This is a genomic window from Pseudomonas sp. TE31087 (assembly GCF_057284075.1).
The window spans coordinates 826,388-843,894 of the sequence record NZ_JBXVNN010000001.1; the positions used below are offsets into that span (position 1 = coordinate 826,388).

General features: G+C 65.9%; 15 protein-coding genes. 5 read left to right on the forward strand and 10 right to left on the reverse strand.

The annotated features are described in order from the left end of the window. Positions 1-27: 27 nt before the first annotated feature. The 9 genes from nspC to ACZ899_RS03870 form a co-directional block, all read right to left on the reverse strand. A complete protein-coding gene (gene nspC / locus ACZ899_RS03830; protein ID WP_234563112.1) occupies positions 28-1,125 on the reverse strand; it encodes a carboxynorspermidine decarboxylase in 1,098 nt (365 codons plus the stop codon). 345 nt (positions 1,126-1,470) lie between these two features. Beyond that, on the reverse strand, positions 1,471-2,085 hold the full coding sequence (locus ACZ899_RS03835) for a TetR family transcriptional regulator C-terminal domain-containing protein (protein ID WP_234563111.1): 615 nt from the start codon (positions 2,083-2,085) through the stop codon (positions 1,471-1,473). Positions 2,086-2,589: 504 nt separating this feature from the next. Further along, positions 2,590-3,504, reverse strand: coding sequence for a pyridoxal-phosphate dependent enzyme (locus tag ACZ899_RS03840; protein ID WP_203652382.1), 915 nt, complete (start codon positions 3,502-3,504; stop codon positions 2,590-2,592). A gap of 15 nt (positions 3,505-3,519) precedes the next feature. Further along, complete coding sequence (locus tag ACZ899_RS03845) at positions 3,520-4,206, reverse strand: helix-turn-helix transcriptional regulator (protein WP_234562307.1); 687 nt, start codon at positions 4,204-4,206, stop codon at positions 3,520-3,522. A 142-nt stretch (positions 4,207-4,348) separates the two neighbouring features. Next, positions 4,349-6,052 carry an amidase gene (locus ACZ899_RS03850; RefSeq protein WP_234562308.1) on the reverse strand — a complete coding sequence of 568 codons (1,704 nt, stop codon included), beginning with the start codon at positions 6,050-6,052 and terminating at the stop codon, positions 4,349-4,351. A gap of 185 nt (positions 6,053-6,237) precedes the next feature. Further along, a complete protein-coding gene (locus ACZ899_RS03855) occupies positions 6,238-6,822 on the reverse strand; it encodes a hypothetical protein (RefSeq protein ID WP_234562309.1) in 585 nt (194 codons plus the stop codon). A gap of 16 nt (positions 6,823-6,838) precedes the next feature. Then, positions 6,839-7,402, reverse strand: a complete 564-nt coding sequence (locus ACZ899_RS03860) for a hypothetical protein (RefSeq protein WP_203652631.1) — start codon at positions 7,400-7,402, stop codon at positions 6,839-6,841. A 174-nt stretch (positions 7,403-7,576) separates the two neighbouring features. Beyond that, entirely contained in the window at positions 7,577-8,413 is an 837-nt protein-coding gene (yghU, locus tag ACZ899_RS03865; protein WP_234562310.1) for a glutathione-dependent disulfide-bond oxidoreductase, read from the reverse strand. Between the two features lie 196 nt (positions 8,414-8,609). Further along, positions 8,610-9,566, reverse strand: a complete 957-nt coding sequence (locus ACZ899_RS03870; protein WP_234562311.1) for a DMT family transporter — start codon at positions 9,564-9,566, stop codon at positions 8,610-8,612. 104 nt (positions 9,567-9,670) lie between these two features. Here ACZ899_RS03870 and ACZ899_RS03875 point away from each other — a divergent pair, with 104 nt between their 5' ends. Further along, the gene (locus ACZ899_RS03875) at positions 9,671-10,555 is read left to right on the forward strand and encodes a LysR substrate-binding domain-containing protein (RefSeq protein WP_186714112.1); all 885 of its coding nucleotides are present in this window, start codon (positions 9,671-9,673) and stop codon (positions 10,553-10,555) included. Between the two features lie 120 nt (positions 10,556-10,675). Continuing rightward, complete coding sequence (locus tag ACZ899_RS03880) at positions 10,676-11,830, forward strand: GGDEF domain-containing protein (protein ID WP_186714113.1); 1,155 nt, start codon at positions 10,676-10,678, stop codon at positions 11,828-11,830. A 1-nt stretch (position 11,831) separates the two neighbouring features. Here ACZ899_RS03880 and ACZ899_RS03885 read toward each other — a convergent pair whose 3' ends face one another. Next, on the reverse strand, positions 11,832-12,155 hold the full coding sequence (locus tag ACZ899_RS03885) for a DUF2790 domain-containing protein (RefSeq protein WP_110739211.1): 324 nt from the start codon (positions 12,153-12,155) through the stop codon (positions 11,832-11,834). A 279-nt stretch (positions 12,156-12,434) separates the two neighbouring features. On the opposite strand from ACZ899_RS03885, the gene ACZ899_RS03890 reads away from it, so the two are divergent. The 3 genes from ACZ899_RS03890 (at position 12,435) to ACZ899_RS03900 (ending at position 17,507) form a co-directional block, all read left to right on the forward strand. Next, the gene (locus ACZ899_RS03890) at positions 12,435-13,778 is read left to right on the forward strand and encodes an OprD family porin (RefSeq protein WP_234562312.1); all 1,344 of its coding nucleotides are present in this window, start codon (positions 12,435-12,437) and stop codon (positions 13,776-13,778) included. A gap of 365 nt (positions 13,779-14,143) precedes the next feature. Next, complete coding sequence (locus tag ACZ899_RS03895; protein ID WP_234562313.1) at positions 14,144-16,975, forward strand: xanthine dehydrogenase family protein molybdopterin-binding subunit; 2,832 nt, start codon at positions 14,144-14,146, stop codon at positions 16,973-16,975. Then, positions 16,968-17,507, forward strand: a complete 540-nt coding sequence (locus tag ACZ899_RS03900; protein WP_203652391.1) for a (2Fe-2S)-binding protein — start codon at positions 16,968-16,970, stop codon at positions 17,505-17,507. Before ACZ899_RS03895 ends, ACZ899_RS03900 begins: the two co-directional genes overlap by 8 nt.

The window sequence follows — 17,507 nt, forward strand, 5'->3', positions numbered from 1 at the left end:
AGCTTCTCTCCTTCATGAAAGCCTGTCTTACGACAGGCTCGAAACGTAGTCGTCGAACCCGAACTCGCGCACCACCTCGACGCTGCCGTCGAGCTGCTTGACCGCGATGGACGGCATTTTCAGACCGTTGAACCAGTTTTTCTTGACCATGGTGTAACCGGCGGTGTCAACGAACGACAGGCGGTCACCGATCTGCAGCGGTTTGTCGAACTGATACTCGCCGAAGATATCGCCGGCCAGGCACGACTTGCCGCAGACCATGTAGGTATGCGCGCCGTCGTTGGGCGCCATCTTGGCGTTGAGGCGGTAGATCAGCAGGTCGAGCAGGTGTGCCTCGATCGAGCTGTCGACCACGGCCAGGTGCTTGCCGTTGTACAGGGTGTCGAGCACGGTCACTTCCAGCGAGGCGCTGTTGGTGATGGCCGCTTCGCCCGGCTCCAGGTAGACCTGCACGCCGTACTGTTGCGAGAAGGCTTTCAGGCGCGCGCAGAACGCGTCCACCGCGTAGTCTTCGCCGGTGAAATGGATGCCGCCACCGAGGCTGACCCACTCGACCTTGTGCAGCAGGTGGCCGAAGCGCTCCTCGATGTGCGTGAGCATCTTGTCGAACAGGCCGAAGTCGCCGTTCTCGCAGTTGTTGTGGAACATGAAACCGGAGATCTTCTCGATCACCTTCTCGATCTTCTCAGGGTCCCACTCACCGAGGCGGCTGAACGGGCGTGCCGGGTCGGCCAGCAGGTAGTCGGAGCTGCTCACCTGCGGGTTGACGCGCAGGCCGCGCACCTTGCCCTCGGACTGCTCGGCGAAGCGCTCGAGCTGGCCGATGGAGTTGAAGATGATCTTGTCGCAGTTCTCGAGCATCTCTTCGACTTCATCGTCGGCCCAGGCCACGCTGTAGGCGTGGGTTTCGCCGGCGAACTTCTGGCGGCCGAGCTTGAGCTCGTACAGCGAGGACGAGGTGGTGCCGTCCATGTACTGCTGCATCAGGTCGAATACCGACCAGGTGGCGAAGCACTTGAGGGCGAGCAGGGCCTTGGCCCCGGACTGCTGGCGCACGTAGGCAATCTTTTCCATGTTGCCCAGCAGTTTCTGTTTATCGATGAGGTAGTACGGCGTCTTGATCATTTAAAGGCCCCCGGCCAGGCCGGCCAAAAAAAGGACACGCATTGTGCCTTCACTTGCCGCGCTACGAAAGGGCGCGAGGCGCATTTCGTCCGAGTTGCGCGCGCACTTCGTTGGCGAAGCGCCATCAGGCCCGTGGCTGTGCCGTCCCTGGTGCCGGACCGGTCCGTGCCGCGATGGCCGACCGACAGCCTTTTCCTGCTGGGGCAACAGCAAGTTGAACAAACGAATGTGACTATCGTAATCGGCTGTTCCCGGGCGCAGCGAGAATCCGATGAGCGCGGGAAGAGAGCGATCATTCAATGCTTTGCAGGTAAGATAGTCGTTATATTTTTATTGATATAGCGATCAGGCGATCCTGCCCAATGGCCATGGTTCCGGGCGCAGGCTGCGCAGCAGCAGGTCGGCCTGGGCCTGGGTGGATGCGTGGGTTGGCTTGATCTGCCCCGAGCTGCCGGGGGCCATGCCGAAGCGAAAGGTCGCCAGCGACGTGGACCAGAGGAACAGCAGCAGATGCTCCGGCGCGGTCCGCACGATCAGCCCGCGGTCCATCCACTGTGCCAGGCAGGCCAGGGTCTGCCGGGCACTCTGCTGCAGCAGCTCGGCGCGCTCGCCTGGCAGTTGCCGGGCGCCATGCAGCATTTCCTTGAGCCATACCCGCACGGCACCGGGATGACGCCGCGCCACTTCGGCCTTGGCCTTGAAGTAGCGGGGCAGGGCCTGCTCGGGGTGAGCGTCCGGCACCAGGCTGCGCGCGGCGCGTAGCAGCGGCTCCATCACCAGGTCGAGCACGGCTGCGTAAAGCAGGCGCTTGTTGCGAAAGTAATAGAACACATTGGCCCGGGGCAGGCCGGCGCGGGCGGCGATGTCATCGACCCGGGCGGCGGCGAAGCCGTGGTAGGCGAACTCTTCGCTGGCGGCAGCAAGGATCAGTTGCAGGTTGCGGTCACGGATACTGGGCATGGCAAACATGTACTTCTGAATCGATATGTTCAAAAGTATATAGCGGTGGCGTGCTCGCCGATAGCAGCACGGATTCCTGTGCGCAGATCACCCAGCCCTTCGGGCTACGCTGTCGCGCAGGGAACTGTTATCCCTGTGGGAGCGGGTTCACCCGCGAACACCGGCGCAGCCGGTGCCATACACCGCGCTGGATGCTTCGCGGCGGTGCGGCGGTTCGATAAACCCGCTCCCACAAGGCCAAGCTAAATCAATGGGTTGCGTGTTGTTCCATAGGAGATTACACAGCCCTTACGGGCTGCGCTGTCGCGCAGGAAACAGAGTTCCAGCGTGGGAGCGGGCTTGCCCCGCGAACACCGGCGAAGCCGGTGCCATACACCGCATCGCGGGGCAAGCCCGCTCCCACGCTACCCAGTCAAATCAAAGAATTATGTTTTGTTCCATGAGAGCGGGCTTGCCCTGGATCAAAAATTAGGTTTTGTTCCAGCAGAACGGGTCTGTGTCGAATCAGCAGGTCGCTCGCCAGGCGCGGATCTGCTCCAGCGTGGCGGTGGCGCCGCCGCAGACGATCACCAGCACATTGCCGTAGGCCGCCATGGCCTCGGGGTGTTCGAGCAGGGCCAACGCGGCGCCGCAGGCCGGCTCCACCAGCAGGCGATGGTCGCGCAGCAGCCGCTCGCAGGCGTCGAGGGCTTCGCGGTCACTGACCAGGTGGCTGAGCACCGGCTGCTGGCGGGTGCAGGCCAGCGCCTGCTCGGCGACCCGCTTGGCGCCCAGCGAAGTGGCCACCGAGGCGATGCGCGGCAGTTCCACGGTATGCCCGGCGGCCATGGCGGCGTGCAGCGACGCCGCGCCGTCGGTCTCCACCGCCAGTACCGGTACGTCGTGCCAGCCGTTGCGCTGCAAGCCCTCGACCACCCCGCAGAGCAGGCCGCCGCCGCCAACCGAAAGCACCACCGCGTCGGGCTTGAAACCTGCTGCGGCGACTTCGTCGATCATGCTGGCGTGGCCGGTCCACAGCAGCGGATCGTCGAACGGGTGGATGAAGGCGTCGTCCGCGCCGACCAGGGTCTGGGCGTGCTCATTGGCTTCCTGCCAGGAACTGCCGCGCACGACCACGCTGGCGTCTTCCAGGCGTAGCAGTTCCCTGGCCCGCTCGGTGGTGGTCTCGGGCACCACCACGGTCACCGGCACACCGAGTTTGCGCCCGGCATAGGCCACCGCCAGGCCGGCGTTGCCGCCGGACGACGAGACGAAATGCCGGGCACCGCGGGCATGGTGGACCTCGCAGGCATGGCCGACGCCGCGCAGCTTGAACGAGCCGCACGGTTGCAGGGCTTCGAGCTTGAGCCACACCGGGCGGCCGGCGCTCAGGGACAGCGGGCGGGATTCGATCAGTGGGGTAGGAATGTGCAGCGGCATGATGGGCTCCGGGGTTCAGTCGCGGGCAGCCGTGGCGGGTTCGCCGCGCAGCTGCTCCAGGTAGTTGTAGACGGTATAGCGGGTCACGCCGAGGGCCTCGGCGGCTTTCTCCACGCCACCCTTGACGATGAACAGGCCGCGCTCCTGCATGATGCGCACGGCCTCGACCTTGGCCTGTTTGTTCATACGCCCCTGGCCGCTGCGTTGCAGCGCATCCTGGATGATCCCGGCCATCAGCGCGGTCATGTCGGCCGCCTCGTCGACCACCGCCGGTGTGGCGCCCAGTGGCTGGAAGTGCTGGAGAAAGGCCATGGCCGCGTCCAGGCCGGTGACGTCGGTGTTCACGCACAGGCTGGCGAAGGGTTGGCCATCGCGATCACGGAAGATCGCCGTGGCGCTGCGCAGGCTGCGACCCTTGAGGGTGGTGGGGTAGTCGGGCAGCACCACTGGCGCAGAGCCCTGTTGGTCGGCCGAGGCCTGCATCAGCGCCTTGAAGCCCTGGTCCTGCTCGGGTGCGGCGAGAATCGGGCTGCCGACGCGGCGGCCGGAGAGATGGCCGTTGACGATCGCCACCACCGAGCGCTCCGGGTGCTCGAGGTTATGCAGAAGGATTTCGACGTTGCGTGGGACGACACTGCCCAGGGCCTGCAGGGTGGCCTGGAGGACTGTCAGGGTGAGTTGGCGTTCTTGGGAAGGCGTCATGGTGGCATCGCATTATCAACAGTTAGTTGATTTTTGCATGCCTTGTTGAAAAATTCCACTGAGGTAGAAAGCATCGCGGGGCAAGCCCGCTCCCACGCAATTGTGCGTTTGGGAGCGGAGATTGCCCCGCGATGTCTAGCGATCAGGCCAGCTTGGGCGTGCGCGGCGGGATCATGCGGCGCGAGCCGGTCGACTCGAAGGCGGCAGCGAATTTCAACAGATTGTTGTCACTGTACGCCTTGCCGGCGAAGGTCAGCCCCACCGGCATGCCGATATCGGCCATCACGCCCATCGGCACGGTCACGGTCGGCACACCCAGGTGACGGATCGCCAGGTTGCCGTTGGCCACCCAGATACCGTTGCTCCAGGCGATGTCCGCCGATGCGGGGTTCACGTCGGCGTCCGCCGGGCCGACGTCGGCCACGGTGGGGAACAGCACCGCGTCCAGGCCCTGGGCGTCCATCCAGTCTTCCAGGTCGAGCTTGCGGGTGGCTTCCAGGCCGCGCAGGCCATCGGGCACGGTGGCGATCTGGTCCCAGGTCTTCAGGCCGCGCTTGGCCATGTTGACGTATTCGTCCATGCCGGCGGCCAGGTCGTCCTCACGGTTGGGCAGGGTGCCCGGGTCGTGGGGGAAGATCCGCGGGCCGTCGACATCGGCCAGGCGGTTGAGCTTGGGATCGTCGTTGGCGCGCAGGAAGTCGTCGAAGGCCCAGCCGGACAGCTCCCACAGTTCGTCATGGAGGAATTCCTTGCTGACGATGCCGCGGGTGAACACGGTCGGCGCGCCCGGGCGGTCGCCCTCGCAGTTGGACACCAGCGGGAAGTCGGTCTCGACCACTTCGGCGCCGGCCGCTTCCAGTGCCTGGCGGGCCTGCTGCCACAGTTCGATCACGCTGGCGCGGGTGTTGATGCGCTGGCCGGTCGGGCCGCCGATGCCGGGCTTCTGCGAGGTACCGGCTTCGCTGTCGGCGTTGATGTACATGCGTGGCACGGCGAAGCGCTTGCCCTTGAGCGACTCGGCGCCCACGGCGAGGTCCAGATACGACTGCGGGCGCACGCTGGAGGCGGCCGGGACCGGCACCCAGGACTGCAGGCGCCACAGGTCGCCGCGGCTGTCGGCGTCGTCGGCCACCACCACGTCGAGGATTTCCAGCAGGTCGGCCATGGTCCGGGCGTAGGGCACGACCACGTCCATGGTCGGCGTCAGCGGCCAGTTGCCGCGCACCGAGATCACCCCGCGCGACGGGGTGTAGGCGCACAGGCCGTTGTTCGAGGCCGGGCCACGGCCACTGGACCAGGTTTCCTCGGCCAGGCCGAAGGCGCTGTAGCTGGCGGCGGTGGCGGTGCCGGCGCCGTTGGACGAGCCGGAGGCGAAGGGCGCGGTCAGGTAGGCGGCGTTGTACGGGCTCTCGGCGCGGCCGTAGACGCCGCGCTGCATACCGCCGTTGGCCATGGGCGGCATGTTGGTCTTGCCCAGGCAGATGGCGCCGCCGGCGCGCAGGCGCTCGACGGTGAAGGCGTCACGCTGGGCGACCAGGTCCTTGAACGCCGGGCTGCCGGAGGCGGCGGTCAGGCCTTTGACCAGGTAGCTGTCCTTGGCGGTGTAGGGAATGCCGTCCAGCGGGCCGAGGGTTTCGCCACGGGCGCGGCGGGCGTCGGAGGCTTCGGCCTCCTTGAGCGCGTCAGGGTTGCGCACGACCACGGCATTGAGTGCGGTGGCGGTGTCCTTGCCATCGTAGGCGTCGATGCGCGCCAGGTAGGCCTTGACCAGTTCGACGGCGGTCGTGCGGCCGGACTCGAGCGCGTCGCGCAGCTCGGCAATGGAAACCTCGGTTACCTCGATCATGCTGTCACCACAGTTGTGCAGGTGGAAAAATCATGGCGCGAGTGTAGCAAGAAGGTCCCGATGGGCGCAGGCATGCAGTGGCGAAATGCTTCGTTGCAGCGCGGCATTCAGGCGCTTGCGGGACAGGGCTGAATAACGGGGGAGCGGCGAACCGCCGCTCCACGGTTATCGATTGGCTTTGCTGATTACAGCAACTTGCGCTGTACCGCTTCGTCCAGGGTGCTGCGGGCCAGTTCGCGGACCACGTCGCGGGTATCGGCCTGGAACGGCAGGCCGACGATCAATACCAGCTGCATCCAGGTGCGCACCGACTCGCTCTTGCTGACACGGCCGATTTCCTTGCCGTCCTTGTCCTTGAACACGGTCTCCAGGGTGAAGGTGTTCTTGGCGGTCGACGGCACGATGAAGAAGGTGAAGCCGGTGATGAACGCCGAGGCCACGACGAACTGCTCATGGTTGGTCAGGGTCGATTCGGCGTACAGGTCGGCCGTGCCTTTCTGCGTGGTCACCTGGGTGAAGCGTCCGGACTCCTGGTAAGTCTCGGTGAGGGTCTTTTCCCACATCAGCGCCTGGGCGCCGGCGGCGGCGGTAGCCGGGTTGTTGTTGGCCTTGAAGAGCGACGTGTTGCGCAGGTAGGCATTGGGCTTGACCGCCTCGACGCTGGCCTTGGGTGGCCAGGTGCCGACCGGGGGCAGGTCGCCGGTGGAGTAGGAGACGCAGCCGCCGAGCAGCAGTGCGCCGAGCAGCAGCAGGTGTTTGAAGTCGTTCATGGGGCGATCCCTTCTTTCAACGTTTGGCCAGTTGCACGGTGGCGGTATCCATCAGCTCGGTCACCAGCTGGTTGAGCTGTTTCGAACCCATGGTCGGTGCCCAGTATTCGCGGCCATACAGGCCGACATTGCGCTCTAGCTTGACCTGGTCCTTGGCCCTGGCCAGCTCGCTGCCGTTGCGGTCGACGATGACCAGGTCGCCGGCGACATCGAAACTGTCGACATAGATCGGGCCATTGACCCAGATCCACAGCGTCAGCGTCAGCAGGGCGCCGGGGAAGTAGCCCGGGTGCGGGGCGCGACGGCCCTTGAGGGAGGTCATGTCGAACTTCAGCAGCACGTCCTGCTCGTCGAGGCGAGTGGGGTACTCGCTGATGGCCTTGAAGTAGCCGCCTTTTTCCACGTACTGGCCAAGCTGGCTGGTCAGCGAGCGGCTGATGGTGGTGCGCGTGGCTTCGTCGATGCCGGGGGCGGACACCACCACGTCGGCAATCTGCGCGGTGCGTGGGCTGGTGACCGAGGCAGGGTGTGGCGGGGTGCCGACGGGGCCGGTGACGTTATAGGAAATGCAACCGGTCATGGACAGCAGAGCCGCCAGGGTGGCGGCTCGCAGCAGTGTGTTCAACGTGGGACTTCCTTGCACAGGTGTGAAATCTGAGCAGGATGACGGCCGCGTTGCAGGGAACTTTAGGATGCGATGCCATTAAATTGATATCGCCCTGGGAGCAGGGCCGGCAATCGACCCCGTTCGATATCAGGCAAGGTCCGCCGCCGAATGGCGTTCCGCCACCTGGCTGGCTTCCTCGCCCCAGGTCCGATTGACCCGGGTGCCGCGTTGCACGGCCGGGCGCTGGGCGATGGTTTCGGCCCAGCGCTGTACGTTCGGGTATTCGTGCACCGCGAGGAACTCCGCCGCGCCGTACAGGTTGCCACGCACCAGCTGGCCATACCAGGGCCACACGGCGATGTCGGCGATGCTGTACTCGGGGCCGCCCAGGTAGGCACTTTCGCCCAGGCGGCGGTCGAGGACGTCGAGCTGGCGCTTGGCTTCCATGGTGAAGCGGTTGATGGCGTACTCGAACTTTTCTGGCGCGTAGACGTAGAAGTGGCCGAAACCTCCGCCCAGGTAAGGCGCCGAGCCCATCTGCCAGAACAGCCAGTTGAGGGTTTCGGTGCGCGTGGCGATGTCCTTGGGCAGGAAGGCGCCGAACTTTTCCGCGAGGTACAGCAGGATCGAACCGGACTCGAACACCCGCACCGGCGGTTCGACGCCGCGGTCGAGCAGGGCGGGGATCTTCGAGTTGGGATTGACCTGCACGAAGCTGCTGGCGAACTGGTCGCCCTCGCCGATGCGGATCAGCCAGGCGTCGTATTCGGCGCCGCCGTGGCCGAGGGCCAGCAGTTCTTCCAGGAGGATGGTGACCTTGACGCCATTGGGCGTGGCCAGGGAGTACAGCTGCAGCGGGTGCTTGCCGGTGGGCAGCGGCTTGTCGTGGGTGGGCCCGGCCACCGGACGGTTGATGCTGGCGAACTGGCCGCCGGAGGGCGCCTCGAAGGTCCAGACCTTGGGCGGAACGTAGGGCTTGCTCATGGGGAATCTCCAGTATGGCGCTATGCAGGTGGACTGCTTTCTATGCCATGGATTCGCCAATAGTCACAAGCGCGACATGCTCTGTGTAGGAGCGGCCTTGTGCCGCGAAAGGGGCGCGAAGCGGCCCCGGGGTTTCAGCGTTGATGCATCAATCGCCGGGGCTGCCATGCAGCCCTTTCGCGGCACAAGGCCGCTCCTACATGGTCCGTGCAGGGGCTGCGGGCTGGGGCGCGGGCTTCTTCGCAGGTTTAAGCCGCGACACCCCGAACAGCACCAGCACCAGTCCGGCCACCTGGTACAGCGAGACCGCCTCGCTGAGGATCAGCCAAGACGCCAGCATGGTCAGCACCGGCCCCAGGTTGCCCACCGCCGCCGTGTGCGTGGGGCCCATGCGCTGGATCGCCAGGGCCACCCAGTAGATCGGCAGCACCGTGGAGAACAACGCCATCAGCGCCGCGTTGAGCCACACCGCGCTCGGCAGCTGCAGCAACGGCGCGACATCCGCCACCAGCAGGTAGTGGGCCAGCACCATCAGCGACGAGGCGCTGCCGCACAGGCCGGCCAGGCGCATCGAGTTCATGCGCTTGAGCATCATCCCGGTACCGGAGTAGTACAGGGCATAGGTCACCGCGCTGGCGAATACCCACAACGAGCCGACCAGCACCTGGTTGCCGCCGCCCGCGCTGCCGATGTCATGCACGAAGGCGATGCCCAGCCCCAGGTAGCACAGGCCCATGGCCGCCAGCGTGCGCAAGGTGGGGCGTTCGCGTTGGACGACGGCCTGGATCACCAGCACCAGGGTCGGGTAGGTGAACAGGATCAAGCGCTCGAGGCCGGCGCTGATGAATTGCAATCCATAGAAGTCGAACAGGCTGGCCAGGTAGTAGCCGAACAGGCCGAGCAGGGCCACCCGCAGGCCATCGCCGGCACTCAGCGGCGCGCTGCCCTGGCCGCGGCTGGCCCACACCAGCCAGGCGAACAGCGGCAGCGACAAGGCCATGCGCAGCGCCAGCAGGCTGATGGCGTCCACGGGGCCGGCGGCATAGGCGAGCTTGACGAAGATGGCCTTGAAGCTGAAGCCCAGGGCCGCGAGCACGGCATACAGGCTGCCGTTGGCGAGGGCGCGGTGGAGCGGGGCGGGCAGGCGGGTCATGACAGGTCCGTGACGGCAAGGGGGCGTGGCTTATTCTGCGCAGAACGCAGGCAGGCTAGAATCGCTTTTTCTCGAACATGGCGTTCTGATTTGGAGAAGCCTCGATGCATTTCGATCTCGCGGACCTGCGCCTGCTCGCGGCCATCGCCGCGACCGGCAGCCTGAGCAAGGCGGCGGCGACCTTTCCGGTAGCGGTGTCGGCCGCCAGCACCCGGCTGCGCCTGTTCGAGGCGCGCTGTGGCTTGACCCTGTTCCTGCGCAAGGCCGACGGCATGCAGCTGACCCCCGCCGGGCGCCTGGTGCTGGAGTCGGCACGCGGCGTGCTGGGCGAGGCGCAGAAGCTGCATGACACCCTCGGCGAGCTGGCCGGCCAGCGGCGCATTACCCTGCACCTGGCGGCCTCCACGGTGACCAACAGCACCTTGCTGCCGGCGGTGCTCGGGCCGTTCCTGGCCGACTACCCGGAGGTGGACCTGCAACTGGTCGAGCACAAGAGCATCGATGTGCTGCGGGTGGTGCTGGCCGGTGAGTGCGAGATCGGCGTGTACGACGGCAACCTGGTCAATGATGGCCTGGTGTCGCTGCCGTTTCGCACCGAGCGGCTGGTGCTGCTGGTGCCGCTCGATCACCCGTTGGCCGGGCGTGGCCAGCTGCGCCTGGCGGACGCCCTGGGTTTTCCCTTCGTCTGTCTGCCGGCCGAGCGCGCCATGCAGCGTTTCGTCGAGGAGCTTGCGATGAATCTGGCCATGCCGCTGAAGGTGCGGGTACGCGCCCCCAGCTTCGAAGCCATCGCCCAGCTGGTGGCCCAGCACGCCGGCATCGCCATGTTGCCCGAGACCGCCGCGGTGCGCGCCGAGCAGGAACTGGCGGTGCGCCGGGTGGCACTGGAGGAGCGCTGGGCGACCCTGGAACTGCGCATCTGCTTCCGTGGCTGGGAGGCGCTGAGCTCCCATGGGCGGCAGCTGGTGAACTTCCTTTCCGGGCAATAGCGCGGGCGGATGGGTTGTTCGTCAGGATGCCATCATTTGGATATCAAATGTGCCTGTGCAAACGCCGTCGAGCGCATACAATCAGCGCTCTGAACGGTAATACACAGGCCACCCCCACCCATGGCGTTCGACGCTTCCACCCTGCTGACCCTCTCCATTGCCCTGGCCGCGGTCGCCGCCTTGTACCTGGCCGTGGAATGGATCAGCGTGCGCGAGTCCTCCTTGTTGTGCTGGAGCGCCAGCTTCGCCACCATCAGCGTCGGCTCCTCGCTTGCCCTGCTGCGCGGCAGCGGTTATCTGTTCGTCGGCATCTGGTTTGCCAACGGCATGCTGGTCGCCGCTCACTGGCTGTTTTTGCTGGGGGTGTCGCGCTTCACCGAGACGCGGCTGTCACGGGCCTGCTACCTGGCACCGCTGCTCTGGTCGGGCCTGTTGCTGCTGCCGCAATGGCCGCTGTGGTCGAAGACTTTCCTGGTGCTCAACTCGCTGCTGGTCGCCAGCTTCACCCTGTACGCCAGCGCGTTGCTGCGCCCGCACGGTAAGTCCCTGAGCGTGGGGGCGGTGCAGTTGCGCTACATCCTGCTGCTGCACGGCCTGTTCTACCTGGCCAAGACCTTGCCGGCGCTGCTGCCGGGGACGCTGATCGACCTCACGGCGTTCCGTGGGCAGATCATCCAGGCGTCGCTGGTGGAGGGTGCCATGGCAATCATGCTGATCGCCCTGTCGATGACCGGCACCGTGCGCTACCGCCGCGAGGAACGCATCGAGCGCCTGGCCGCGCGCGATCCGCTGACCGCGCTGTACAACCGTCGCGCCCTGGAGGTGCGGGCGGCGAACCTGCTGAAGGAGGTCTCGCCGCAACGTCCGGGCGCCTTGCTGCTGATCGATATCGACCATTTCAAGCTGGTCAACGACCTGCACGGACACGCCGCCGGCGACCGCCTGCTGGTGGCCTTGAGCGAGATGATCCGGGCATTGCTGCCGGAGCGGGCGATCGCCGCGCGCCTGGGCGGTGACGAGTTCGTCATCCTGCTGGGTGATGCTTCGCGCCAGGCCATTGAACAGCTGGCCGATACCTTGCGCCGGCAGTTCCAGGCCACGGCCGAGCAATCGTTCCGCACCCCCGAGGCGGTGACCCTGAGCATTGGCGCCAATCTGTTCGACCGCCCACCGGCCAGCCTGGCGGCCCTGATCGAGCAGGGGGACGTGCTGCTGTACGCCTCCAAGCGCGGCGGGCGCAACAGCCTGCAGTTGGTGGACGGGCTGCGCGGCTGAGCTACTTGTTGTTGATGCATTGCGACTGCACCGAGTAGCGCACGGTGCGCAGGGTGCCCTGGCTGTCCTCGAAGGTCATCAGCCGGGGTACCACCTCGCAGGTGCGCGGGTCGCCCGACTGGCGCACGAGGCGGGCGACGTCGAGCTTCATGCCATAGCGGTAGTCGACGATCTCCGGCATCGGCTTGGCGCGTTGCGCCGCGTAGGCCGCCACGGCCTGCTGGTGGTCTTCGAGCAGCTGCTCGCTGTCTTGCCTGGAAAAGCCCGTGGCCTGGGCCGAAAGGGAAAGCGCCAGCAGGGCGGCGATCAGGGTCGGTCGTAGCATGGTGCGTGTCTCCGAAAGGTTCGTTTCGCAGTCCACGCTAGCGATGGGCAGCCGACAGCGGCATGACGCCCGGGTTACAGATATGAAAGGTGGCCGGGGATGCCGATTCCACGGCCGCGAATGACACGATTGTAATCCTCCCATCACCTTCCCGTTATCCGCCAGCGGCGAGCATCAGGCTCGGCCAACGGGACTGGGTGCGCACGCATCTGGCCAGACCAGGGACGCTCCAGCGCCAAGGCCCGACAACAAGAACAGCCGCAATCGAAGGAGCATCGGATGACAAGCAATCCAACACTTTCCCTGGCCGCCCTGGTGGCGCTGGCCGGCTTCGGCCCGGCGGCCTGGGCCGCGCAAGAGCAGCAGGAGGGCTTCATCGAGGGCAGCCGCCTGAGCGTGCTCAACCGCAATTACTACTTCAATCGAGACCATCGCGACGGTCGCGCGCCCACCTACAACCCCGGCAAGGCCAGCGACAACGGCTACTCCGAAGCCTGGGCCCACGCCATCATCACCCGCTTCGAATCCGGCTTCACCCAGGGCACGGTGGGTGTCGGCGTGGATGCCTTCGCCATGCTCGGGCTCAAGCTCGATACTGGTGGCGGGCGCAACGGCGGGCGCAGTTCGTTCGACGTGCTGCCGGTGGACCGTGATGGCCAGGCCCGCGACGAATACAGCAAGGTCGGCGGCGCGGCCAAGGTGCGCCTGTTCGACACCGTGCTGCGGGTGGGCGATGTGTTCCCGGTCAACCCGGTGGTCGCTGCCGGCGACTCGCGGCTGCTGCCGGAAAGCTTTCGCGGGGTGACCCTGGAGAACACCAGCCTGCAAGGCTTGACGCTGCAGGCCGGGCGCCTGCACGCCATGAGCCAGCCGGTGTCCAGCGACCTGCGCGAGAACTTCGTGACCTTCTACGGCGGCCCGGTGGACTCGCCATGGATCGCCTACGGCGGCGGCGACTACGCGATCAACGAAAACGTCAGCGTGAGCCTGTTCGGCAGCCGCCTGAAGGATGTGTGGAACCAGTACTACGCCGGCACCAGCGTGACCTGGCCGTTGTCGGATGAGCTGGCGCTGATCGGCGGGTTCAATTTCTACAATGCCAAGGATGAAGGGCGTCAGCGCCTGGGGCAGTTCGACAACGACATCTGGAGCGCCAGGCTCGGCGTGCGCTACGGCGCCCACACCCTCGCGCTGACCCACCAGCGCAACAACGGCGACGACGATTTCGACTACCTGCGCCAGTCCGACTCGATCTTCCTCGACAACTCCATCCAGTACAGCGACTTCAACTCGCCGAAGGAGCGTTCGTGGATGCTGCGCTACGACCTGAACATGGCCGCCTACGGGGTGCCGGGGCTGTCGTTCATGACCCGCTATGGCCGTGGCAGCGACGCCGACTACAGCCACGCCAACGCCTACTACATGCGCCGCGATGACAACGGCGACCCGCTCACCGACCAGAAGCGCTGGGAGCGCGACATCGAGGTCAAGTACGTGGTGCAGACCGGCGCGGCCAAGGACCTGTCGCTGCGCGTGCGCCAGGCCACCACCCGGGCCACGGCCTTCGAATCGGACCTGGACGAGGTGCGGGTGATCGTCGAGTACCCCCTGTCGATCCTCTGAGCATTTCCCGAATTCACCTTGAGAAGCCCACGTGCTCCTTTGGTTACAGGTGAATGTCTTGACGCCTCCAATGAGGCGTCTTTTTTTTGCCCCCGATTTCGCCCCCCCCACCTGTAGGAGCGGGCTTGTCCCGCGATCACGGGCAACGCCCGTGCCAAGCAGTAGCGATGCCTCGCTTGCCCTCGCCATGGGCCCTATCCAATCGAAGGCCCCACCCCGCGACAAGTTGTCTGCTTGACTTGCAGAGGTACCCTACGATCGTCAACTTGACTTCGCAGTCAGTTTTTGTGATCGTGCGCGCCCTCCCAGTTTCTCAAGCACCAGAAAAAGCATGGGCAGCCCAAGAGCTACCCAGAGGATCAACCATGTCCAACCGTGATATTTCCCGGCGTTCGTTCCTGCAAGGCGGGCTGATCGCCGGTGTCGGCGTGACCCTGGCGCCGCTCGGCAGCCAGGCCTTCGCCGCCCTGATGGAAAACAAGGTCACCACCTCGCCGCAGAAGTGGATGAACCACGACGGCAAGGCGCGTTTTCGTAACGACGCGCTGTCCAAGGTCTGTGGCAACAAGGTGTTCGCCCGCGACATCCGCGCCAAGGACATGCCCGGCTGGCCGCAGCAGCAGGGCCACGCCATGCTGCTCAAGGCCACCAAGGCCGACCGCATCTACGCAGGCCATGACCTGTCGCTGCTGGGCGCCGAGCTGCAGCCGGACCGTATCGTCACCGCCGACGACCTGAAGAAGGACGGCATCGCCTGGCCCGAAGCCCATTCGCCGGACCCGCTGCTGCCGCCGGGCCAGGTGCCGATGTTCATCGGCCACCCGGTGGCGATCCTGATCTGGAACGACTTCGAGCGTTTCCGCAAGGCCAAGCTCAAGCTGCAGTTCAACGACCAGGCAATCCGCTATGGCGCCCAGGCGCCGCTGTACCAGCGCGACCCCTACGGCAGCTTCCGTTTCGTGCGCGTGGGCGGCAAGACGCCGTTCGACGAGGACGAATACTCGAGCCTGAAGAACACCATGCTGTTCCCCACCATCCTGGCGCGCAAGCCGGTATGGACCGCCGAGCCCAAGCAGCACGGCACCCTCACCGAGCAGGGGATGTTCTACGCCCAGCGCATCGACGAGCAGCTCAAGCAGCCGCCGGAAGACTGGTTGCTGTTCGACGAACGCTACAAGACCCCGTCGATCGAGCCCGCGGCCCTCGAGCCGGACAACGGCAACGGCTGGTTCGACCCGGCCACCGGCACCCTGCATTTCGTCGTGGCCACCCAGTGCCCGTTCGAAGTGGCGCAGGAATGCGTGCACATGATCAAGCCGTCGCGCTTCGGCCTGAAGCACCTGAACATGCACCCGGGCTACACCGTCGGCTACGGCTCCAAGGACAACAACATCTTCGTGTTCTACGCCGCCGTCGCCGCCCTGTACGGCGCGGGCGTGCCGATCCGCCTGGCCAACGACCGCTACGAGCAGTTCCAGAGTGGCATCAAGCGCCACCCGTTCGACATCCGCTACCAGCTGGCCGTCGACAAGAAGGACATGAGCTTCAAGATCTTCCGCGCCGACATGAGCGTCGACGGCGGCGGGCGCATCAACTACAGCCCGTCGGTGGCCGCCGTGGGCGCCACCGCGGCGCAGTCGATCTACTACATGCCGCAGAACGACCTGTCGGTGACCGCCTACCATTCCCGTGGCGTCGAGGCAGGCTCCATGCGCGGCTACGGCACCCTGCAGAGCATGGCCGCCACCGAGATGATGGTCGACGAGATCGCCGACCGCCTGGGCGTTGACGCCATCGAGCTGCGCCGCAAGAACGCGCTCAAGTCGGGCATGAAGAACACCCAGGGCGCGGTGCCCGCCGGTGCCCTGCGCCTGCACGAGATCCTCGACAAGGCCGCCGCGCACGACTGGTGGAAGAACCGCCAGGCGCGCAAGCAGGCCGAAGACGCCAAGGACCACGACAACTGGTACGGCGTGGGCTTTGCCATCACCCAGAAAGACTTCGGCACCGGCTCCGAGGCGCCAATGGCGGCAGTCGAGTTCACCGCTGACGGCCGTATCAGCCTGCGCCATATCGGCACCGAGCTGGGCACTGGCATGTCTACCTCCCAGGCCCTGGTAGTCAGCGACTTCCTCGGCCGTGTCGCCGACGAGGTAATGACCGCCCAGACTGAGTGGCCGGAGTTGGCGCTGACCACCAGTGGCAACCCCTACCTGATCAGCCAGGCCGAGCAGGACGCCGCGCTGCGCAACCCGCGCTGGGTCGGCAAGCTGGCTTCGCCGTCGTCGGCGACCAACTCGGCGTTCTACTTCAGCCACGCCACCCGCGAAGCGGCCCGCGTGCTGTTCAACCACGGCCTGTGGCCGGCGGCCATGGCCCTGTGGAGCCAGGGCCCGTATGGCGGTCAGGCCAACCCGCTGGTGGTGCGCCGCGAGAACGCGGTGTGGGTCAACGGTGAGCTGACCGGCAACGGCCTGGCGCCGATCCCGTTCGCCACGCTGGCCAAGAAAGCCCATGAGATGGGCCTGGTCACCGGTGTCAGCGTGCACGGTTTCAACCGCTGGAGCTGGGCCGAGGCCGACTACGTCATCGACGGCGTGCGCGAGCGCCTGCCGCTCGATGCCGTGGCGGTGAAGTACGGCGACGGCGCGGTGATCGCGAAGAAGGCGCAGATGAACAGCGCCGGCTTCCACCTGCTTGACCGGCAGAACGCCGAGTACCCGGCCACCCAGCTGAACAACGCCATGGTCACCTACTACAGCCCGGTGGCGACCATCGTCGAGGTCAAGGTCAACAAGGGCAGCGGCGAGGTGACGGTGCTCAACCACCACAGCTGGGTCGAGTGCGGCCGGGTGCTGGTGCCGGAGCTGGTCAAGGGCCAGCTCGAGGGCGGTATCGCCATGGGCATCGGCCATGCGCTGCTGGAAGAAATGCCGCTGTACGAGGGTGGCCCGGGCGAGGGCGACTGGAATTTCAACCGTTACCGCCTGCCGATGGCCAAACATGTGGCGGTGTGGAAGCAGACTTCGGAGATCCTGCCGCCGCTGTCGCCGACCGATCCGTCCAAGGGCATCGCCGAAGTGGTGATGATCCCGGTGGTCGGCGCCATCGGCAACGCCGTGGCCCATGCCATCGGCAAGCGCGTGCGCGACCTGCCCATCACCCCCGCCCGAGTCAAGGAGGCCCTCAATGGCTGACCGCAAGCTGCAACTGACCCTCAACGGTCAACCTGTCGTCACCGAAGTGGTCCCCGATGACCTGGCGATGATCGACTTCCTGCACGAATACCAGAACCTCACCGGCTCGCGTCTTGGCTGCGGCCAGGGCATCTGCCATGCCTGCGTGGTGATCGTCGACAACCCCGACGGCACCAGCGAGGAAGTGCGCACCTGCATCACCGGCGCGCATTACTTCGAGGGCAAGAAAGTCCGCACCATCGAAGGCCACGCCAAGGTCGATGAAGCCGGCAACCCCGGCGAGCTGAACCCGATCCAGCAGAAGTTCGTCGACCGCTTCGCCTTCCAGTGCAGCTACTGCGCGCCGGGCTTCGTCAACGCCGCCACGGTGCTGGTGGAAAAGGCCCAGCGCAAGCCGCTGAAGCAGAGTGAGCTGGAGGGCGCCATCGAGGCCAGCCTCGGCCACCATGTGTGCCGCTGCACCGGCTACGTGCGTTACTACGAGGCGACCCGCGAAGTGCTGGGTGACCTCGGCCTGGTCAAGGAGGGTTGA